The sequence below is a fragment of the Thermoclostridium caenicola genome, from assembly GCF_900142095.1.
Taxonomy (GTDB): Bacteria; Bacillota; Clostridia; order DSM-8532; family DSM-8532; genus Thermoclostridium_A; species Thermoclostridium_A caenicola.
In genome coordinates this window covers 81,748-101,179 of sequence record NZ_FQZP01000006.1, presented here as the reverse complement: position 1 = coordinate 101,179, position 19,432 = coordinate 81,748, and the positions used below count along the sequence as shown (strand labels likewise).

The window sequence follows — 19,432 nt, the reverse complement described above, 5'->3', positions numbered from 1 at the left end:
AAAAACTTAATTCCACTATACTTTTTATATGCTTTTGCAAAACTAAATTCCGCTCTTTGCCTTCAAGGGGTGGAATTTACTTTTTCAAATGAGGGCTCATCTTCAGTTGAGGAAAATTAAACCCCTTATTGACAGCCCCTCGCTTCTCTAGTAGAATAGAAAAGCGGGTTTTAGCGTACATGCTAAGAGATTTCTCAAAAACCGCACAAATATATATCCGGCTCCGGCATGGCGGAGCGGACAATAGACCTGGAGAGATGGCTGAGCTGGTCTAAGGCGCACGACTGGAAATCGTGTGTACCCCGAACAGGGTACCGAGGGTTCGAATCCCTCTCTCTCCGCCACAGAAAAGGGTTCTGGCGTTTTACCAGAACCCCTTTGTTTATTAAGTTTTTCGTATATTGTGACAAAATTGTGATTTATTTATGTACCTCCGAATATTTACAGTTTCAGGTCCGCCCCCAGCACCCCTGCGATACTTCCATCCTCGCCCGTTATCGGCACGGAAAGCGTGAGGCATGGTCTCTTTGTGATGGCAGAGATATAAATTTTTGAGCAGAACTCCTCTCCCTGGATGCTCTTCTGGAACCAATCGCGGATCTTGGCATTGGCGATCCCCGCCTCGGGTATGGAACAGATAAACCTGCCCTTCATATCGTTGCTCCAGGCTGCCTCTATGAAATCATAACTCTGTATAAATTTGGACAATTCCTCCCTGTGGCTTTCCCTGTCCATGCGTCTGATCTGCGGAAGCGCGGCCAGTTCCCTTAACAGCCTGAAGGTCTCCTGAATTTTTGCGGTATGCTCGGGACTTTCGGAAATCAAAGACTCCAGTCCCGAATTATCCTGCAATTCCAGCAGCCCTTTTGACGCATCATTCAGGCGGCTGCCCATCTCGGCAACCTCCATGATGCTCTGCGTCTGCCTGAAAACGGACTGTTTGACGCTGTCCACGCTTGCCGCGGCTTCGCCCACCAGGCTTTCCACCTCAATGACTTTGCCTATCACATCGTTGGCACTCCTGGCCTCTGCCTCGGACAGAAGAATAACCTTTTTTGCCATATCCAATAAACCATGGAAGGATTCATGGATTCTGCCAAGCTCTTTTTCAACATACATCGCGCGCCTGACGCCCTTGTCGATCTTAAACCCAATTTCTCCGACAGCCTTGTAGACACCTTCAATTTCTTCGCTTAATGCCGTTATCAGATGCTTGATCTCCTTTACCGATTTCTCACTTTCCATGGCAAGCTTTTGCACTTCTTCCGCCACGACGGCAAATCCTCGGCCATTTTCTCCCGCCCTGGCCGATTCAATCTTGGCATTCAGGGACAAAAGCCTCGTTTGCTGGGCGATATGGCTGACCGTCTCCAGTATCTTCACGATATCCTGCGAAGCGTCTGTTAACTTATCCATGTATTCGTCGGTTGTCTTAAACGTTGCTTCAATCTCACGGATAGTACCTGCAATCTCCAGTATCTCCGATTTGCTGGATTCCAGGATGGACTCCGAACTGACCCCTATGCTTTCAAGTTCATGCGTGAGATTTCTCGATTCCTCCAGCTGACCGATCATGTTCCGGACTTCCGCGACCGTTTCATGAATCTTTCCGTTGACCCTGGCATTCAAATGAGCCATCTCTTCCGTCTGGGCATAGACCTGCTGCGCGAACCCGTTGTTTTCTTCCAGGTTTATCTGAAGCTGTTCCGATACCGCCCAGATCCGGTTCGAAGTCACATGCAGTTCCAGCTTCAGCCTGGCCAGTTCGCCTTTCAGCTCTTCAATGGTTTGATCCTTTTTCGCATCACCTTGATAGCCGGTTTTGGGAAGAATCAAGCCTGCTGCAAAGCCCACCGGAAGGAAGAGCAGAACGTTGAACAGTTTTCCCGGGAAGGGCAGCAGAATCATGACAGCACCCAGAATACAATACGCGGTAACAATCCATAAACTTTTAGTACGCACAGCTGCATCACTCCTTAACAAAAAAAGGCGCCAATACAGGATGTCCTGTATTAACGCCTTTGTTAATACGCATCGTAAGTCATTGAATTATTACAATATTTTAGCATACGACGAAGCGTGATGGCAATGTGTTTTTTACAAAATAATACATTGCAACCAACCTTCAAACGATAAATTCCTTGCATATAAAATACAATTGCATCAAGGACATGTTATAATGGTATATCATAGTATTATTGAAGTTATTCTCTTATTGCTTTGGAGGAGTTGTACCGTGAAAAAAGCATCCCGGCTGACTGTTATTTTGATAATCATGCTCTCCCTGCTTCTCACCGGTTGTTCGAGGAGCCAGGTCGACGATGATGTTGATGTTTCAGAAGAAACCGAGCTAACATAATACGCTGAAACTGGCGATGAGGGTCTCAATGGCACAACTACACCTCTGCCAATCGAATCTTCCTCAGAAAATCCAGGCCAGGATGCTTCAGAGGATGAGCCGGCTTTACCCAATGTTGAAGCCATCCGGGTGATGGCGGATACCGTAAACATCCGGAAAGAAAACTCGGTCAACAGCGAAGTCATCGCCCAGGCAAGATTCAATGACGTCTTCCAGATACTCGGCGAAAAAGTGGATTCCGACAACAGAACGTGGTACCTGGTGGAATTTGATTTTGGCTGTAAAGGCTGGATTCCCGGGTGGCTTTGCGAAAAAACCGATGACTGGCCGAGAGTTCGCAAAAGCAATAAGGGATCCCTGCTGAACCCTGCCATAGATGAGGACATATATGTCCGTGCGCTGCTTTTGGAAGAATATACCCGCGAGTCCTTTGAAAAAGCGTTCGGCAAAAACTATACCGAAGAAGCCAGATATGTATATAAAAAGTACAAGTATCCCAGCGGACTCTATTTTGAGATCAACCGGGAAAATGAACTTGCATTTTTTGGGGTTGAGGAACCGATGTCCGGAAAGATTTATCCGGACACCATCACCAGAAAAACATGCGATATCTTTTCTGAGCCGGGCGACGAACTGCTTATATTCTTCGAATGCAGCCTCTATTATCGCCTTCTGGTCTGCAGGGCCGACACCGGCGACGTACTGCGGGAATATACGCTGGGTTACTTAAATCTGGACAATATTGAAATCGGCGACTTTTTAAATAACGGTTCACAGCAGATCTATCTGGAAGGCAATATTGACGGCTATCCCAAAAAAGGTCTGTACAGGGTTGTTGACGATGATTTTGTCGAGGTTTTCAACATCAATTCCTTCGATCAATACGCCGACCATGTCCAGGCTTCCCTCGACGGCAACAGCTTTTCCATGTCGGTCCGGATCGGTAATTATCAGAAGAGCTTTACTTCCATTCTGCCGGATAAGGTCTTTTATGACACGACAGATGTAAAGGACAAGAATGGGCTTCTCACCATCGAAAGCGACTGGGACGTCGTAAGAAAAAACAATCGATGGCTCATTCAAGTCTGCTGCAAGGTGAATTACCCGATGATCTATTACTACTGGGGACCTCCGGGAGATGACAATGAGCCCAATGAGATCCTGTACAACGATTTGGCGCGGGTTTTTGTCGACCTTTCCATGAATGGCACCAGGCAGGAGATCAGCGATGTCCGCGCCGAGGTCAAGTATGACAATCCTGAGCTATTGAAGGTTGAACCGCTGGGCTACGACGAAATCAGACTGGTGGACGGCCCAAGCGTTGAGATGACCATGGAGGAGGCCTATCAGGCCCTGGGCGGCAGCATGGAGAATTTCAGGTATGCCGAACACATGGAATATAACGGCGTGAGCCTTTTGGAGTTTTGCGGCAGCATTGTGGACATTACGGTCACAACGCCTGAGTATGAAACCCCCAGGGGGTTGAGGGTTGGAGATCCCATCGAAAAGGTGGAGCGCTTATATGGCAAACCCGACTACGGCTTTTCGGGAGACGGCTACGTCAGCTATAAGTGCACCTATCCCGAACTCGGCTTTGTCAACTATTACCGCGGTTTGGATATCGGCTACAAGGATGGCGTGGTGAAATGGTTCACCCTGTACCAGGTTATCCTGGATTGATGGCTATATGTGAACACATAGGTATGAAGCACAACAAGCCCGGGAGATAACCATCCGCCATAATCCTTGCCTTAGCGCGTGCTCCTGCCCCCTGAAACAATATATTTCTCATCGTCCGATATTTTCGTATCCACCGTGAACCAGGGCGCCAGCATTTCCGCCATTTCATCAGCCGAAAGCATCTCCCGGGAGATATGCCGGGCATGCCCAGCATGGTGCCTGCGCAAAGCTTCAAGGCTCATGCTGTGGGCTATGGTCAGCCGCCCTTCCGGCTTGAGCCATTGCAAAAGCCGAGCGATCAATCGCTGCGGGTCTTCAAAATGGGGAAAGGCGTTGTAAATCACGCAGCAGTCACACAGCCGGCGCACAGGGATGGTCTCGATATCCCCGCAGATCACCTCTATACGCGGATCAAGGTGTTTTTGGGCGGCGATAAGCGCCATTTGGGGTGAAATATCCACCCCTATCACATGGGCTGCATTTCTTTCAAGGAAAAAAGGGAACAGCACGCCCGTACCGCAGGCAACGTCGAGGACCACCGTATGCTCCTTTACTCCTGCGCTATCCAGGATCAGGTTTATCTTTGCATCATTTGTGACCAGCCGTACATCCCACCCGGGAGCCATGTGGTCAAAAAAGGCAGCTACTTTTTCCTTCCAGGTGTCGCCTGAATCGTTTAAGCCTGTGTCCCAGTCTGATTTTCCTTCGCAACCATTCAAAACCCGGGCGGGATGATGACATCCCGCCCCGTTGTTCATATGATCCATGCTTTGAACAGCCAAACGGTCACAAGCGATAGCCTTAATGTTTTTCATCAGAAGTTCAGCCATGGTGCCTCCCTATATTTCTTCGCGATTCCATTCGCCGACCTGTTGCCTGAGCCAATCCGTCCAGGCTCTCATCCCCTCTCCCGTCTTAGCAGAAACAGGGAAAATCTTAAGCTTTGGGTTGCGCATGTGGGCATATTCCCTGACCTTGTCCAGGTCGAAATCGAAGTAGGGCAGCACATCGATCTTATTGATGATCAGCACATCGCACACTGTGAAGATCAAGGGGTACTTGAGCGGTTTGTCATGCCCTTCGGGCACCGAAAGGATCATGGCGTTTTTGACCGCTCCGGTATCAAATTCCGCAGGACAAACCAAGTTCCCCACATTCTCCAGTACCACCAGGTCCAAATCCTCCGTGCCGAGCTCTTTCAGGCCCTGTTCCGTCATGCCGGCATCCAGATGGCACATGCCCCCGGTGTGAAGCTGAATGGATCTGACACCTGTGGCGGCGATTTTCTCCGCATCCACCGAGGAATCGATATCCGCCTCCATCACGCCGATGCGCAGCTCATCCTTAAGCGCCTCTATGGTACGCATGAGAAGGGTTGTTTTCCCGCTCCCCGGTGAGGACATCAGGTTCAGCAGAAAGGTTTTCTGCCTTTTTAGCTCCGCACGGATGCGGTCGGCTTCCCTGTTGTTATCCGCAAAGATGCTTTCCTTGACTTCAATAATTCTAATTTTATCCATTTGGCATTCCTCCGTCTAGCAGGCGGCTATCTCTTTCAGGTTGATTTCATTCCCCTGCACCAGGTATGTGTGCCCGCTGCCGCAGTGGGGGCAGATGCGCCCATGCCGCACGGTTTCATAGGTGGTATCGCAGCCTTCGCAAAAGGTGACAGCCGGTATGGTTTCTATGAGAAGTTCCGCGTTTTTCAGAAGCTCGGTCTTCTTTACGGCCCATTTCCAGCAGTCGGCAAGTTCCGTATGCACCACGCCCGATACTTCCCCCAACTGGATGGTCACGGAAGAAACCGTCGACAATTGATTTTCCTCACCCACGCGCTCCACGGTTTTAATAATGTGAAAGACGATACCTAATTCATGCATGCTTTTTGCCTTTCTTTCTGCCAAACTTGATCCTTATAGCCCGTTTGATCATGTAGGGCAGGATCGCTTTCATCTTGTCCTCGGAACGCACCATGGTGCTGCATTCGGGACGTTCCCTGTAGAGGTGGATGGCATCAAACATGCACTTGGTGGTACAGATGCCGCAGCCGATGCATTTGTTGGGATCCACCACCGACGCGCCGCATTCCAGGCAGCGGGCCGTTTCTTTTCTGACCTGCTCCTCCGTAAAGCCGATACGGTCGTCGCGGAATGTCCTGGCCAATGCCTCGTTATAGCCTATCTGCTGCCTGGGCGAGTTGTCAAAGCTGGCTTCGTCGAGCACAATGTTGTTCTTGTCCAGTTCGATGAACTGGCGGCGGTTTCTGCCGATGGTCAGGCTGGTGTTGGGCTGCACGAAGCGATGGAGAGAAACAGCGCCTTCCCGGCCGTCGGCAATGGCGTCGATGGCAAACTTGGCTCCGGAATAAACATCTCCGCCCACGAAGATATCGGGTTCGGCTGTCTGGTAGGTGACCGGATCGGCCTTGATGGTACCGTTGGGATTGAACTCAACCTTTGTCCCCTCCAGGAGCTTCTTATAATCGGGCTTCTGGCCAATGCAGTAGAAGATGATATCGCATTCGGCCGTCTCGGTGACGCTTTCATCAAAAGCCGGTGCAAAACGGCCTTCTTTGTCTTTGACCGACACGCATTTTTTGAAAGTGATGCCGGCGGTTTTGCCGTTTTCGGTCAGGATCTCAACCGGTCCCCAGCCCGCATGGATGGCAATGCCCTCTTTTTCGCATTCGGTGCGCTCTTCCACACCGCAGGGCATCTCATCATAGGACTCCAGGCAGTACATGCTGACGCTCTCCGCGTTGCAGCGAAGCGCCGTGCGGGCCACGTCGCAGGCCACATTGCCGCCTCCGATGACCACTACTTTTCCGGAAAGCTTCACCTCTCCGGTGAGATTCACCTGACGCATAAAGTCGATACCGGCCATCACGCCCTCACTGTCTGCTCCGGGAATGTCCAGCCTTCCGCCGCTCTGGAGACCGACGGCTATATAAAAGCCCTTATAGCCCTGGCGTCGCAGGTCCTCAATGGTGACATCCTTTCCCACCTCGACGCCGCATTTGAACTCAACGCCCATCTGCCGCAGCACATCGATCTCAGCCCCTACCACATCCTTTTCCAGGCGGAAGGAGGGAATGCCGTTCATCAGCATGCCGCCGGGCCGGGCTTCCTTCTCAAACACCGTGGGCTTATACCCTTTTTCGGCAAGGAAGTACGCACAGCTCAAGCCTGCCGGGCCTCCCCCGATGATGGCGATCTTCTCCTCGAATCCTCCCCCGATCTTGGGAATGACCGGTGTGGGAACATACCGGGTCTCGGCATCCAGATCCTGCTGGGCGATGAAGCGCTTCACTTCATCAATGGCCACGGCCTGGTCAATGGTGCCGCGGGTACACGCGTCCTCACAGCGGCGGTTGCAGATGCGGCCGCATACGGCCGGGAAAGGATTGTCCTTCTTAATCAGCTGCAGGGCCTCACGGTACCTGCCCTGGGCTGCCAGCTTCAGGTAGCCCTGCACCGCGATATGGGCCGGGCAGGCCGTCTTGCAGGGAGAAGTCCCCGTGTCATAGCAATTGATGCGGTTCTTATCCCGGTAGTCGATGCTCCACTTTTCCGGCCCCCAGGGGGTATCATCGGGAAGCTCCACCCGGGGATATTCGATGGGCCCGTCCTTTGTGCACAGCTTCTGCCCCAGCTTCACCGCGCCGGCCGGGCAATACTCCACGCAACGGCCGCAAGCCACGCAGTTTTTGCTCTCAACCCTGGCCACATAAGCGCTGCGGCTTAAGTTGGGGGTATTGAAAAGCTGCGAGGTACGCAAGGCATTGCAGATATTGACATTGCAGTTGCATATGGCAAAGATCTTGTTCTCACCGTCGATATTGGTGATCTGATGGACAAATCCGTTGTCCTCCGCCTGCCTGAGGATGTCCAGAACCTCATCATAGGTGACATACTGGCCACGGCCGGTTTCCACAATGTAATCGGCCATGTCGCCTATGGCGATACACCAGCCTTCCGGATCATCTCCGCAGCCCTCGCCCAGCTTTGCCCTGCTTATGCGGCAGGAGCACAGGCTCTTGGCGTATTTGCCCTCATACTTTTTCAGCCAGTAGGAGATATGCTCTATGCTGACCGACTGGTTTTCGGTTTCAATGGCTTTTTCCACCGGTATGACGTGCATGCCGATGCCCGCTCCTCCGGGCGGAACCATGGGCGTCACTTTCTCCAGCGGCAGGAAGGTCATGCGCTCAAAAAAGGCGGCAACTTCCGGATGCTCGTCAATCTGGGATTTTCGCATGTTGAAGAATTCCGCGCTGCCGGGCACAAACCTGGGAAGCACATACTGCTTTTCATGCCTGGGATTCTCCCAGTTGTACTCGATGAGCCCGATGTAGGCCATTTCAGCCAGGATCTTCTCAAGATAGGCCTCATCCTTGCCGGTGAGCTTCACCAGTTCCGGCAGGGTTCTGGGCTTGCGGACCCCCATCTTCAGGGCAATGTCCGCCATCTCGTCGGTGACTAAACCTGCCAGGCCCCAGTATTCCGGGTCATCTCCCGTGACGCCCTTCAGCTTTGCGGGAAGGCGGTCGGTGATCATCCTGCCGAGCTTGATGATCTTCTCCCGTGGCGCGTCCGTGCGGGGGATCTCAAAAGACAGCCTGCTCTCATCCAGAGGCATGTTGGACTTGGTCTGCTTATCCATAGTTGTCCTCCTTCTTTTCCACTCGGGATACAGACGCTCTGAGGCATCCGTGTCCAAAATGATATATGTTTATTACGGGCGCCTGCCGGGCACCCTTATTTTTCAAGCCGGCTGAGATAATCCGCAATACCCGAGGCCAGCAAGTTATAGGCGCCTTCCTCGTCACGGAATTCAATCCGGTCTGTAAACTCATCCAGAAGATCAAGGGCAAAGGGTAAGCCAAACAACCTCAGATAGTTGATCCAGAAAGCGATGGAAACGTCGTGCATGGTATTCATAAACAGCGTCAGGACGCTTTTGCCGCTTAAAACACAGATCTCGCGATGCCAGATGAAAAAGCGTTCGGCCAGTTCTACCTCGCCAAGGTCCCGGGAGCATTTCCTGATGTCATCAGTCATGGCGCGCAAACGGGCGATATCCTCCTCGGTCCGGCAAAGACACAATGCGCGCAGCGCCATGCCCTCAATGGCCAGGCGCAGATCCAGGATGGCTTTAACCACTTCCCGGCCCAGTTCATTGCCGCTCAGCTGGACGATGGCGTTAAGGAGCTCTATATTGCCGCTCTTCATATAATCTGCGACAAAGATGCCGGACTTGGGCCTGATAGTCACCAGGCCCATGGCGGCCAGCTGCTCAAAACCGGAATGGACAACGGTTTTCCCGATTCCCATTTCGGCCGCCAGCTCACGCTCCGAGGGCAATTTGTCACCCGGGCGCCATTTCCCCGAAAGGATCTCCCTCGTCATTTTTTTCACAAACAATGCTTTGTTGGTTGTTCGGGTTGCTTTCTCGGAAGGATTCATGCAACCGCTCCTTGTGTCACTATTGAAGCTGAGATTCGGAATGATGATGAGTTGCTTCTGACAAGACTGCATTATCTGGTCCGACCAGTTCAATCTTATCATATCATGCTTTCCCGGAATTGTCAAAAGTCAATAAAACGTTATTGAAATCAAGCCCGCTTTTTGTTCCATTCGCCATTGGTCTTCTGTCATTCTGCAAAAAAGAAGGCTGTCCGTTCAGGACAGCCAGTTATTATCAGGGTTCTTCTGCTTATGACATAACATGCTCACTGCGCATACGGCGTGTAATTCGCATTGGTTCCGGGTTTACTGATGTACACGTAAATTTCATTCCAATAGGTGGTGACATACAGCGCCCTGCGATCCTTCGGTGCATAGTATACCTTGTCCTCGGGACGGTTTTTGGGCGTATGGACATTTGGATCAGCATGTTCCCCGCCGCTTGTGAACCACTCCAGAATATCGCTCCAGGAATTGGGGAAGTAGTATTTCAGCACAGCCTCCGTCAGCTGGGGAAGGTTATAGTCCACGTAGTTTATTTCAGCTGCCGGGTTGAATCCTTTTTCCAGATCATCTGTGTAAAAGCCAAACTGCTGCTCCACCGTTGCGCCAAGGATGCGCATACGGGCCGAATAGTTATTTTTGCTTCCTTCCTTGTTGGTATAAAACGCAAAGGCGGTGGAATTTCGGGGCATTTCATACTCCACAGTGGGAATGAAACCGGGATACGCAGCCGCCACCACCGGATTATAGCCCAACCCGTCCGCATATTCCCCAAAGTTGAAGACTTTCTTCATCGCTGCATAATCCTTATAAGGGTCGTCGGTGGCGGCACCTTCCACCGGATTCAGCTTCAGCATGGGCATGAACCGGTAAGTTCTTCCGAAGCACTCCTGCGCGTCGATATAATCCTCAATAAGCCTCGGATGAACTTCCTCCAAAGTATGGGGCGCTTTGGCGTACCCCTTGAACTTCTCGGGGGACTTCCTGATTTCCACGCTGATTTTTTCTTTCATCTGGCCGTTTTCGGTGTAGCGGCGACGGAGCACTTTCAGATGAAGATAATCATCAAAAAACGCCTCCGGCACATATAAGGTTTTATTGTAATAGACGGTTGGCGAGCTTTCATAAGTCGCTTCATACTTACCGATGTCAATCATTCTATACCTGGGAAGGTAGTTCATTGTCTTCTGAACACCATCAACCATGAAAACATTGCTGTTGGGAAGCATGACATAGGCATGGCCGTCCTTTGTGAAAGACAGTTTCCCATTCCTGTCCTCAGCGGTCTTTATGCCTGCCTTTTCGAGCACGGCCTTAATCGGCAGACAGTTCATATACACATCATCATTGAGATAATCGGTATGAGGTGATGCATAAGTTACCGCCTTCTGGCTGATCGGGTTTCCAAGAACATAGACGGGCTCATTGAGATATTGCGGCCTGGGCCAGGTGCCCGAGGCAGCGTTTGCAGGCACGATGGGTACCAGCAGGCTGCATGCTATGAATAAAGCCATTAAAACAGAGAAGAACCTTTTTATTTTGCCCCCCACCCTTTTCATGACCATCCAGGTCATTGACAAAATACAATAGGAATATTATACCACAGCCAAACCGCTTTCAACCACATCAGGAGTGAATTTGGGCCAATAAACCGGAGCCGGATGTCGGGCGGGAGGGATAACTCAAATTTCGATCCGGGCGCTTATTCCCAGAGGCTTTCCATCATCTTCCGGATTTTCTGGCGCCTGAGGGCCGTTTCTTCCGCATCCAGGGAGATTACGTCTCCCTGGATGACCAGCACATCTCCTTCACCGGCGCCTGCGGGAAGCCTGTTTCTTTCGATATGCATCATGGTCCGGTCTTCCTTTTCGCAGACGGCAAAACTGCCTTCAAACCTGTCTATGATGACCTTCATCCTGTTCACCTCAGTATTCCGATACGACGTTTCCCCTGGCATCAATCAGTTGCGCCGGATCCCCGTCGTTGTTCCATATGTTCTTATTGGTCCACCTGATGTCCCCGGCTGCATCACCGCTGGCCATGGTCAGGGTCGCTCCCGCCTTGATGATGGTTCCCTGTGGAAAGACAAAGGACTGGTTGCCCTTCACCGAAAGCAGCACCCATCCGGAAAGATCCACATCCTCGGAGGACGTGTTCTTAAGCGTAACGACCTCATTCACCAGATCCACGCTCTGAATCACCACACCGCCGTTTTTGGGTGGAACAGCAGGCTGTGCCGGAGCCGACGGCACAGGCACGTCAGGGGTTGGTGTCGATTGGACGGCGAAGGTAATGGCAGCGCCGTCGCTGACCGCTATAACGGTTCCGTTCTCATCGGTCCGGTAAACCTGGATACCGCGGTCCTGAAGCCTTTTGATAACGCTCGGAGACGGATGCCCGTAGCTGTTGCCTTCTCCGACACTGATAACCGCATAGCGCGGATCCACCGCATCCAGAAATTCGGCGGTGGTGGACGTTACACTGCCATGATGGCTTATTTTAAGGACATCGCTTTTCAGGGTAAATCCCTTATCCAGTATTTCCTTTTCTGAAATCGCTTCCGCATCCCCCGTCAGCAGGAAGGAGGTTTTTCCATAGATCATCCTGATGACAACCGAATGGTTGTTGAGGCCTTCATAGGAAGCGCTGTTGGGCGCAAGCACCGTAAACGCTGCGGCGCCAAACCCATATTCCGTTCCTGCCACAGGCGCAGTTATTTTAAGTCCCTTCTGCTGTATGGCCACCAGCACATCCTCATAGGTTTTTGTGGTGGCAACCGCCTTCGGCATGATGATTTTTCCAATCTGGAATTCCCTGATGACCGCATCCAGTCCGCCTATGTGATCTTCATGGGGATGGGTTCCGATGACATAATCCAGCTGTGTGACGCCCTGGTCTTTTATGTATTGTACGACAAACTCCGCGTCGGCATTATTGCCGGCATCCACCAGCATGGCCGATGCGCCCTGTTTGATGAGTATGGCATCTGCCTGACCCACATCCATAAAATGGACTTCCAGTCTGTCTCCCGATGCGGAAGGAGATGGTGCCGCTCCAGGAGGCGTTCCCGGCGGTATATCCTCTTCTGTACCGAATGTTGATCCCGCCGGTGTTTCAGATGGCGCTGCCGAAGGCAGCTGCGATACGGCGCCTGGCTGGACGGTAGCCTGCTGTTCAGGCATAACCTGTTCCGGGCCTGCCACGCATCCCGTCAGGAGACCCATCACCATCAAGGCGGAGATCAGAATGTGTGCAAATGGATGTCTTCTGCGCTGTTCCATAACTGTCAACCTGTTGTGCCCCTTTGTCGTAGATATCTTGCCAGTTTCATTATATCAAAAGCCCGACGGTTTGCTGCTTCCAATATGTTGCCGGGCGGACACAAACAGGGTCTCACAGCTATCTGCCATGAAACCCCTTTGGGATTTATGCCTGCATATGGAAGACGACAGGTGAAAGGCCGGCCTTACCCCTATTTGATGGCATTCAGGAAATCGTTCCAGGCTTTTTTGATGTCCTGAGCATTATCCTTGGGTGGCTCTTTCCATTTTTTGATGACCTCATCCAGCTTGGCATTGGTCTGTGTTCCGGCCATGCCATCCACGGTGAGACCCGTGGCCTGCTGAAACTTCCTCACAAACTCAACCGCTTTTTCTTTCCACGCATCGCTGACCACAATAATCCCCCTTTCCCTCAGAAATCTCTCCCATGGGAAGTATTTTCCGGGACAGTCCTTGCCCTTCGCCGAAGGATATTCATCATGCCGCTTGATGGCGACAATCTTATACCTTGAACAGATGTCGTCGCACAGTTCATGGAGCGCCTTTATCTGTGTTTCGGGCACGGTTTTCTCCGTCAGGTTGCCATAGTCCGTGTAGCATCCTTCCAGGCAGATGCCGAGAGTGTTGATGTTCTCATCCCCCAAAAGGTGCCCGCCCCTGTGGTACTCCTGACGCCCGCGGTAGATGGTGCCGTCCTTCCGTACAAAATAATGGTAGGCGATCCCCATCCAGCCCCGTTCCAGATGCCAACGGTGAATATCCTGGGCTGTACACGACGGGGCAAGCGCCTGATGGATCACGATGGTATCCGGATTGTTGGGGCTGAAATTTGTCCTGGCCCAGTTGTACTTTTCCTCGATGATTGTCATCCCATCCTCCTTCAGGCATTTTCTCCCTGGCGGATACCTACAGGCGGCAACAGACCGTTACGGCATCGGCAGGACATATTGCCTTTCATTTTCTTATTTCAGGTGCTTTCTAGTTCATAGTATATGGGCCAGGCTTTTCTGTTGTGCCGGAAAGGGGAACCCCTGCCGTCCACACTATACGCCATTCAGAACCATTAACGTCTATTCAAAGGGTTTTACCGGCTATCCGGTCAAGCATTTTTTGCGTTGGAAATCAGGCTTTTTGCATCTTCCGGGGGTTCCGGGAAATATCGCAGGCGTATGCTATACTGGAACTAATCCTGGCACACATTCGAGCCATTAACGGACATCGTTCCGAAACACATCCGCAGCACCATTCGTCAGAGCGGTTGCTCCAGTTCCAACATTCCATCTGAACCATACGGCTTCTGTACAGGAAATACGTCTAACGCCGGGACAGTGACCATATTATGGGATCAATCATCCAATAAATATTCTGAGGTGTGGAGGTGGTCAGTTTGAGCAGCGCCAGGATGCGGGTGCTGAAAAAACTTCTCACATTCATGCTGGCATTTTCCCTGATCCTTGCGCAGACACCCGCCGTCATCTTCAGCAATGCAGATGCGGCGACGGTTATTTACCATGAGACATTCAGGGACGGCACGGGGGACGCAGTGCAATCGGGCGGTGCCAGCCTGAGCCATGTGAGCGACAAGTTTTTTGACGGCAACGACGACGGACATGCCCTGTACATCAGCAACCGGGAGAACAACTGGGATGCAGCCGATTTCCGCTTCAGCGATATTGGCCTGGAGCACGGCAAAACCTATACCATTACCATCAGCGGGTATGTGGACGAGGATGCGGAGGTGCCGGAGGGCAGCCAGGTATGGCTTCAGACCGTGGACAGCTACCGAGTGCTGACAGGGGTCGATATGGAAGCCGGAAAAGCCTTCATGCTGACCTGTGAGTATACTGCGGATGCCGAATCCAACCGGGCTTTGCGCATTCTTTCCAACGATACCGGCGCTCAGGTGCCCTTCTATGTCGGGGACATCCTCATCACAGCCATACCCGACGCGCAGGATGAAACCGAAATTTATCATGAATCCTTTAAGAATGGCACAGGCGTCGCCATACAATCCGGCGGCGCGGTTCTGACCCATGTGACCGACGCCTTCTTTGACGGCAATGACGACGGCGGCGCCTTATATGTGAGTAACCGCGTCAACAATTGGGATGGCGCCGATTTCAACTTCAGCGACATCGGTATTGAAAACGGGGAAACCTACACCGTCACCGTTAAAGGTTATGTGGCCTCCGGGGTTACGACCGACGCGGCCATATGGATTCAGCTTGTTGAAAGCGACTATCCCGTGGTGGCGGGGGTCCGTGTAACCACCGGCGACGCCTTCATCCTCACCGGCGAGTTCACGGCGGACACCGGCAAATACCGGGCGATCAGGGTGAATTCCAATGATGCCGGAAAAACCCTTCCCTTCTACATAGGGGATATCCGCATCACCAAAAAGTCCGGCAACACCGAGGAGCCATCCGGACCGCCGGCCGAACCGTTCACTCCGATTGATTTTGAGGACGGAACCGATAACGGCTTCACCGGAAGGGGCGACACGGAGATACTCACCGTAACCGAGGAAGCCAATCACACCGAAGGCGGAAAATACGCGCTGAAGGTTGAAGGCCGGACAAGCAGCTGGCACGGCCCGCAGCTCCGTGTTGAGAAATACATCGAAAAAGGCAGCGAATACCGGATTACGGTGTGGGTGAAGCTGATTTCACCGGAGTCCGCCGAGATCATTCTGTCCACCCAGATCGGCCAGGGAAGCAGTGCAAGCTATCCCAACCTCCTGAAGAAGACCATTCGCGCTTCGGACGGCTGGGTGGAGTTTGTGGGTGTTTACCGCTACAACAATCTCGGCAACGGTTTCGTCACCATCTATGTGGAAAGCAGCAATCCAACCGCATCCTTCTATATCGATGACATCAACTTTGAGCCCACCGGGTCCGGTCCCGCTGACATCGAAAGGGATCTTCAGCCCATCAAGGATGTCTACAAGGACTATTTCCTCATCGGAAACGCCATATCGGCAGATTCCCTGGAAGGCCTGAAGCTGGAGCTTCTGAACCTGCATTTCAATGCGGTTACGGCCGAGAACGCCATGAAGCCGGTTGAACTCCAGCCAGAAAAGGGCAGGTTTACCTTCGAGGCAGCGGATAAACTGGTGGACACCGCTCTGGCTTACGGGCACAAGGTACACGGCCATGTGCTGGTCTGGCACCAGCAATCGCCCGACTGGATGAACATTGCCGAGAAGGATGCCAACGGCAATCCTGTCGCCTACCTGTCCCGCGAAGAAGCCCTGGCCAACATGAGAAACCATATCCGCACGGTCATGGAGCATTTCGGGGACCGGGTCATCTCCTGGGACGTGGTGAATGAGGCCATGGCTGACAACCCGCCCAACCCGGATGACTGGAAGGCTTCCCTGCGCCAGTCGCCCTGGTATCACGCCATCGGGCCCGACTATGTGGAGCAGGCTTTCCTGGCAGCCCGCGAGGTTCTGGATGAACATCCCGACTGGGACATCAAGCTCTATTACAACGACTACAACCTGGACAACCAGAACAAGGCAAAGGCGGTCTACAACATGGTCAGGGATATCAACGAGAGATACGCGGCGCAGCACGGCGGAAAGCTCCTCATCGACGGCGTCGGCATGCAGGGGCATTACGCCCTAAGCACCAATCCTGCCAATGTGGAGCTGTCCCTGGAGCGGTTTATCTCCCTCGGTGTGGAAGTGAGCATCACCGAGCTGGATATCCGGGCCGGAAGCAATGGCCAGCTTCCTGAAGATCTTGCCATCGCCCAGGGATATCTGTACGCCCAGCTTTTCGATATCTTCAGGAACCATCATGAGCATATCGCCCGCGTCACCTTCTGGGGGCTTGATGACGGTTCCAGCTGGCGGGCCTCGGAAAACCCGCTGCTGTTCGACCGGGATCTGAAGGCCAAACCCGCCTATTTCGGCGTCATCGACCCGGATAAATTCATGGCGGAACACCCGCCGGTAACACCTCCGGATGCAAAGCAGGGCACGGCCTATTATACGGCAACACCGCCGACCATCGACGGAGAAATCGACGCGGTGTGGAACAGCGCTCAAAAACTTGCCGTCAACCAGTACCTGATGGCCTGGCAGGGAGCCACCGGAACGGTCCGGGTACTCTGGGATGAAAGCAATCTGTATGTCCTGTTCGAAGTGGACGATACCCAGCTGGACAAAACAAGCCCCAACCCCTGGGAACAGGACTCCGTGGAAATCTTTGTGGACGAAAACAATGAAAAGACCACCTTCTACCAGGAGGACGACGGCCAATACAGGGTGAATTTTGATAACGAAACCTCCTTCAACCCTGCGGGTATTGCGGAAAGCTTTGAGTCCAAGACCCTTGTTTCAGGAACCAGCTATACCGTTGAAATGAAGATACCACTTCGGACCATCATCCCCGCCGACGGCACAAGGATCGGCTTTGATGCCCAGGTCAACGACGGAGAGAACGGAAGCCGGCAGAGCGTGGCCACATGGAATGATTCCACCGGCAACGCCTACCAGGATACATCGGTATTCGGTACTCTTACACTCAGGAAACCCTCGTCTTCCGGCGGTTCATCCGGATCAACGGGTTCTTCGTCATCCGCCGGAACATCGCCCAGGATCGCCATAAAGTCCGACGGGACTGTTACTATCAGCGCACCGGCCTATTTCGATCCGGCCAAGGCAGAAGCGTTCTCAAGCATATCCCGGAACACCTTCGGGAACGCGCTGGATCTGGCCCAGGCTGATGCCTCCGGAAACAAGGCCATCCATATTACCGTAGGCGATGTACCCGGCGCAACCCGGTATACACTGGAGTTGCCGGCGGAAGCACTGGCCGGGAAGAATGCCGGCCACCGGTTGATCATCGATACGCCGGCCGGAAGCATCGTCGCACCCGGCAACATGTTTACATCCGGGCAGGCCGGCGCAGGATCGCGCATTTCGCTTACCATTGCCAGGGCTGACAGCTCGGCCTTGAGCGAAGCATTGAAAGAAGCAATTGGCGACAGGCCTGTCATCGCACTTCACGCGAAGATCGACGGCAAGGATATTGCCTGGAATAATCCGGACACCCCGGTAATCGTACGCATCCCGTATACGCCCACGGCTGAAGAGCTTGAAGACCCCGAGCACCTTACCATCTGGTACATCGATGGCAGCGGAAATGTGATTCCGGTTCCCAATGCGAAGTATGATCCGACCAGCGGTACGGTGACATTTGCCATCCATCATTTCAGCCTGTATGCCGTAGCCTATGTCAAAAAGACCTTCAGCGACAGCGGGCTGTATCCATGGGCGCAGGAGAGCATCGAGGTTCTCGCCTCCAGGGGGATCCTTTCGGGCGTGACCGAAACCCTGTTCAAACCTGGCGAATACATGACCAGGGGCGAGTTTATCGCTGGCCTTGTGAGAGCTCTCGGCCTGTCCGCATCCTTTGACGGCAATTTCCGGGATGTGCCCGAAGGCCATGCGTATTACAGCGAAATCGGCATTGCCAGGAAGCTGGGCATAACCAGCGGTGTGGGCAGCAACCGTTGCGGCACCGACCAGTACCTGACCAGGCAGGATATGATGGTTCTGGCTTACAGGGCGTTAAAGGCTGCCGGAAAGGTTGATGGCAAAGGTGACCTCTCAGAACTTAGTAAACTCTTCGATGCCGGTTTGATAGCACCCTATGCCACAGAAAGCATTGCATGGCTCCTGGGAGAAGGCCTGATCATCGGCAACGGCGGTATCCTGGCGCCCAATGACTATGCCACAAGGGCATCCGCGGCCGTATTCCTGCACAAGATCTCCAACCGATAACCGCTTTGCGTTTCATGCTCCCTCTGGCATTTTGTCAGGGGGAGTATTTTTATCTCCTGATTTTTGCTTTCTGGGCACGGATTGGTGCATTGTGACCATCAGCCTGAGCATGGCTGCGGCTCGCAATGACACTCCGGGCATGTCTTGCGGGTATAGCGGGATTGCCGCGCTCCACTTCGTTCCGCTCGCAATGACATCCAGGATTACATCCTTACCGGATGAAATTGGTCCTGATGGGCTTTTCCCCTTCAGGTATGGTGATTCCCTTCTCCCGGCCCGCCTCGATACACTTCAGCAGCCAGGCCATGTTGTTGCCCAGGGTCCGCATGGTCTGCATGCCTTCCTCGTCCTTCATGACTTCCTCCGGCGTATTCCCATGGACCTGGTTCCAGTATTGGGAGGAAACAATGGGCATCTGGTTGATGGTAAAGTACTTGTTGATCTGGTCGAAAGCAGCCGAAGCCCCGCCGCGACGGCAGCTCACAATGGCGGCCGCAGGCTTTCCTTTAAACAACTTTCCTTTGCCATAGAAAACCCTGTCCATGAAAGAGGTCAGTGCGCCTGAGGCGGCAGCGTAATGGACCGGTGAGCCAAACACGAAGCCATCGGCTTCCGGCACCTTGTCCAAAAACGCATTCACCACGTCATCCATAAAGCATTTGCCGGTCGCGAAACATTTGCCGCAGGCGATGCAGCCCATAACGGGCTTTGCGCCCACCTGAAAGATCTCCGTGTCAATACCGTTTTGCCGAAGTGCCTTTTCCACCTCGGTCAAAGCCGTGTAAGTGCAGCCCTTGGCCCGCGGACTTCCGTTCACCAGAATAACCTTCATAAAAGCCAGCTCCTTTCCTGT

At 52.8% G+C, this 19,432-nt stretch carries 13 protein-coding genes and 1 tRNA gene; 3 read left to right on the top strand and 11 right to left on the bottom strand.

Annotated elements, in window-relative coordinates; translation table 11 throughout:
- The first annotated feature begins 251 nt into the window (after nt 1–251).
- Nucleotides 252–344: transfer RNA gene (locus F3H12_RS03435), tRNA-Ser, on the top strand.
- Nucleotides 345–441: 97 nt separating this feature from the next.
- On the opposite strand, the gene F3H12_RS03430 is transcribed toward F3H12_RS03435, so the two are convergent.
- Complete coding sequence (locus F3H12_RS03430; protein WP_149677955.1) at nt 442–1,962, bottom strand: methyl-accepting chemotaxis protein; 1,521 nt, start codon at nt 1,960–1,962, stop codon at nt 442–444.
- Between the two features lie 529 nt (nt 1,963–2,491).
- Here F3H12_RS03430 and F3H12_RS03425 point away from each other — a divergent pair.
- Nucleotides 2,492–4,039 (top strand): SH3 domain-containing protein, encoded by a 1,548-nt coding sequence (locus F3H12_RS03425; protein ID WP_149677954.1) that lies wholly within the window; start codon nt 2,492–2,494, stop codon nt 4,037–4,039.
- Nucleotides 4,040–4,110: 71 nt separating this feature from the next.
- Here the strand turns inward: F3H12_RS03425 and F3H12_RS03420 are convergent, their stop codons facing one another.
- The 9 genes from F3H12_RS03420 to F3H12_RS03380 form a co-directional block, all read right to left on the bottom strand.
- Nucleotides 4,111–4,869: a class I SAM-dependent methyltransferase gene (locus F3H12_RS03420; protein WP_243133177.1), complete on the bottom strand. Its 759-nt coding sequence runs from the start codon at nt 4,867–4,869 to the stop codon at nt 4,111–4,113.
- Between the two features lie 9 nt (nt 4,870–4,878).
- The gene (gene hypB / locus F3H12_RS03415) at nt 4,879–5,556 is read right to left on the bottom strand and encodes a hydrogenase nickel incorporation protein HypB (protein ID WP_149677953.1); all 678 of its coding nucleotides are present in this window, start codon (nt 5,554–5,556) and stop codon (nt 4,879–4,881) included.
- Between the two features lie 15 nt (nt 5,557–5,571).
- Nucleotides 5,572–5,916 (bottom strand): hydrogenase maturation nickel metallochaperone HypA, encoded by a 345-nt coding sequence (locus F3H12_RS03410; protein WP_149677952.1) that lies wholly within the window; start codon nt 5,914–5,916, stop codon nt 5,572–5,574.
- The gene (locus tag F3H12_RS03405; RefSeq protein ID WP_149677961.1) at nt 5,909–8,674 is read right to left on the bottom strand and encodes an FAD-dependent oxidoreductase; all 2,766 of its coding nucleotides are present in this window, start codon (nt 8,672–8,674) and stop codon (nt 5,909–5,911) included. The genes F3H12_RS03410 and F3H12_RS03405 overlap by 8 nt, the downstream gene beginning before the upstream one ends.
- 119 nt (nt 8,675–8,793) lie before the next feature.
- Nucleotides 8,794–9,501: a FadR/GntR family transcriptional regulator gene (locus F3H12_RS03400; RefSeq protein ID WP_188118342.1), complete on the bottom strand. Its 708-nt coding sequence runs from the start codon at nt 9,499–9,501 to the stop codon at nt 8,794–8,796.
- 266 nt (nt 9,502–9,767) lie between these two features.
- Nucleotides 9,768–11,018: a hypothetical protein gene (locus F3H12_RS03395; protein ID WP_149677950.1), complete on the bottom strand. Its 1,251-nt coding sequence runs from the start codon at nt 11,016–11,018 to the stop codon at nt 9,768–9,770.
- A gap of 188 nt (nt 11,019–11,206) precedes the next feature.
- Nucleotides 11,207–11,419 (bottom strand): DUF3006 domain-containing protein, encoded by a 213-nt coding sequence (locus F3H12_RS03390; protein ID WP_149677949.1) that lies wholly within the window; start codon nt 11,417–11,419, stop codon nt 11,207–11,209.
- Between the two features lie 10 nt (nt 11,420–11,429).
- Entirely contained in the window at nt 11,430–12,785 is a 1,356-nt protein-coding gene (locus F3H12_RS03385; RefSeq protein WP_149677948.1) for an MBL fold metallo-hydrolase, read from the bottom strand.
- Nucleotides 12,786–12,976: 191 nt separating this feature from the next.
- Nucleotides 12,977–13,654: a peptidoglycan recognition protein family protein gene (locus F3H12_RS03380; protein WP_149677947.1), complete on the bottom strand. Its 678-nt coding sequence runs from the start codon at nt 13,652–13,654 to the stop codon at nt 12,977–12,979.
- Between the two features lie 518 nt (nt 13,655–14,172).
- Between F3H12_RS03380 and F3H12_RS03375 the strand changes: the two genes are divergently transcribed.
- On the top strand, nt 14,173–18,579 hold the full coding sequence (locus F3H12_RS03375; RefSeq protein WP_207706790.1) for an endo-1,4-beta-xylanase: 4,407 nt from the start codon (nt 14,173–14,175) through the stop codon (nt 18,577–18,579).
- Between the two features lie 211 nt (nt 18,580–18,790).
- Here F3H12_RS03375 and F3H12_RS03370 read toward each other — a convergent pair whose 3' ends face one another.
- Complete coding sequence (locus tag F3H12_RS03370) at nt 18,791–19,411, bottom strand: flavodoxin family protein (RefSeq protein WP_149677946.1); 621 nt, start codon at nt 19,409–19,411, stop codon at nt 18,791–18,793.
- Between the last annotated feature and the right edge of the window lie 21 nt (nt 19,412–19,432).

Bases quoted from the DNA above. Each gene is read 5' to 3' on its own strand.
- F3H12_RS03395 (WP_149677950.1), bottom strand. From the start codon at position 11,018: ATGGCTTTATTCATAGCATGCAGCCTGCTGGTACCCATCGTGCCTGCA.
- F3H12_RS03380 (WP_149677947.1), bottom strand. From the start codon at position 13,654: ATGACAATCATCGAGGAAAAGTACAACTGGGCCAGGACAAATTTCAGC.
- F3H12_RS03390 (WP_149677949.1), bottom strand. From the start codon at position 11,419: ATGAAGGTCATCATAGACAGGTTTGAAGGCAGTTTTGCCGTCTGCGAA.
- F3H12_RS03410 (WP_149677952.1), bottom strand. From the start codon at position 5,916: ATGCATGAATTAGGTATCGTCTTTCACATTATTAAAACCGTGGAGCGC.
- F3H12_RS03425 (WP_149677954.1), top strand. From the start codon at position 2,492: ATGGCGGATACCGTAAACATCCGGAAAGAAAACTCGGTCAACAGCGAA.
- hypB (WP_149677953.1), bottom strand. From the start codon at position 5,556: ATGGATAAAATTAGAATTATTGAAGTCAAGGAAAGCATCTTTGCGGAT.
- F3H12_RS03370 (WP_149677946.1), bottom strand. From the start codon at position 19,411: ATGAAGGTTATTCTGGTGAACGGAAGTCCGCGGGCCAAGGGCTGCACT.
- F3H12_RS03420 (WP_243133177.1), bottom strand. From the start codon at position 4,869: ATGGCTGAACTTCTGATGAAAAACATTAAGGCTATCGCTTGTGACCGT.
- F3H12_RS03400 (WP_188118342.1), bottom strand. From the start codon at position 9,501: ATGAATCCTTCCGAGAAAGCAACCCGAACAACCAACAAAGCATTGTTT.
- F3H12_RS03385 (WP_149677948.1), bottom strand. From the start codon at position 12,785: ATGGAACAGCGCAGAAGACATCCATTTGCACACATTCTGATCTCCGCC.
- F3H12_RS03405 (WP_149677961.1), bottom strand. From the start codon at position 8,674: ATGCCTCTGGATGAGAGCAGGCTGTCTTTTGAGATCCCCCGCACGGAC.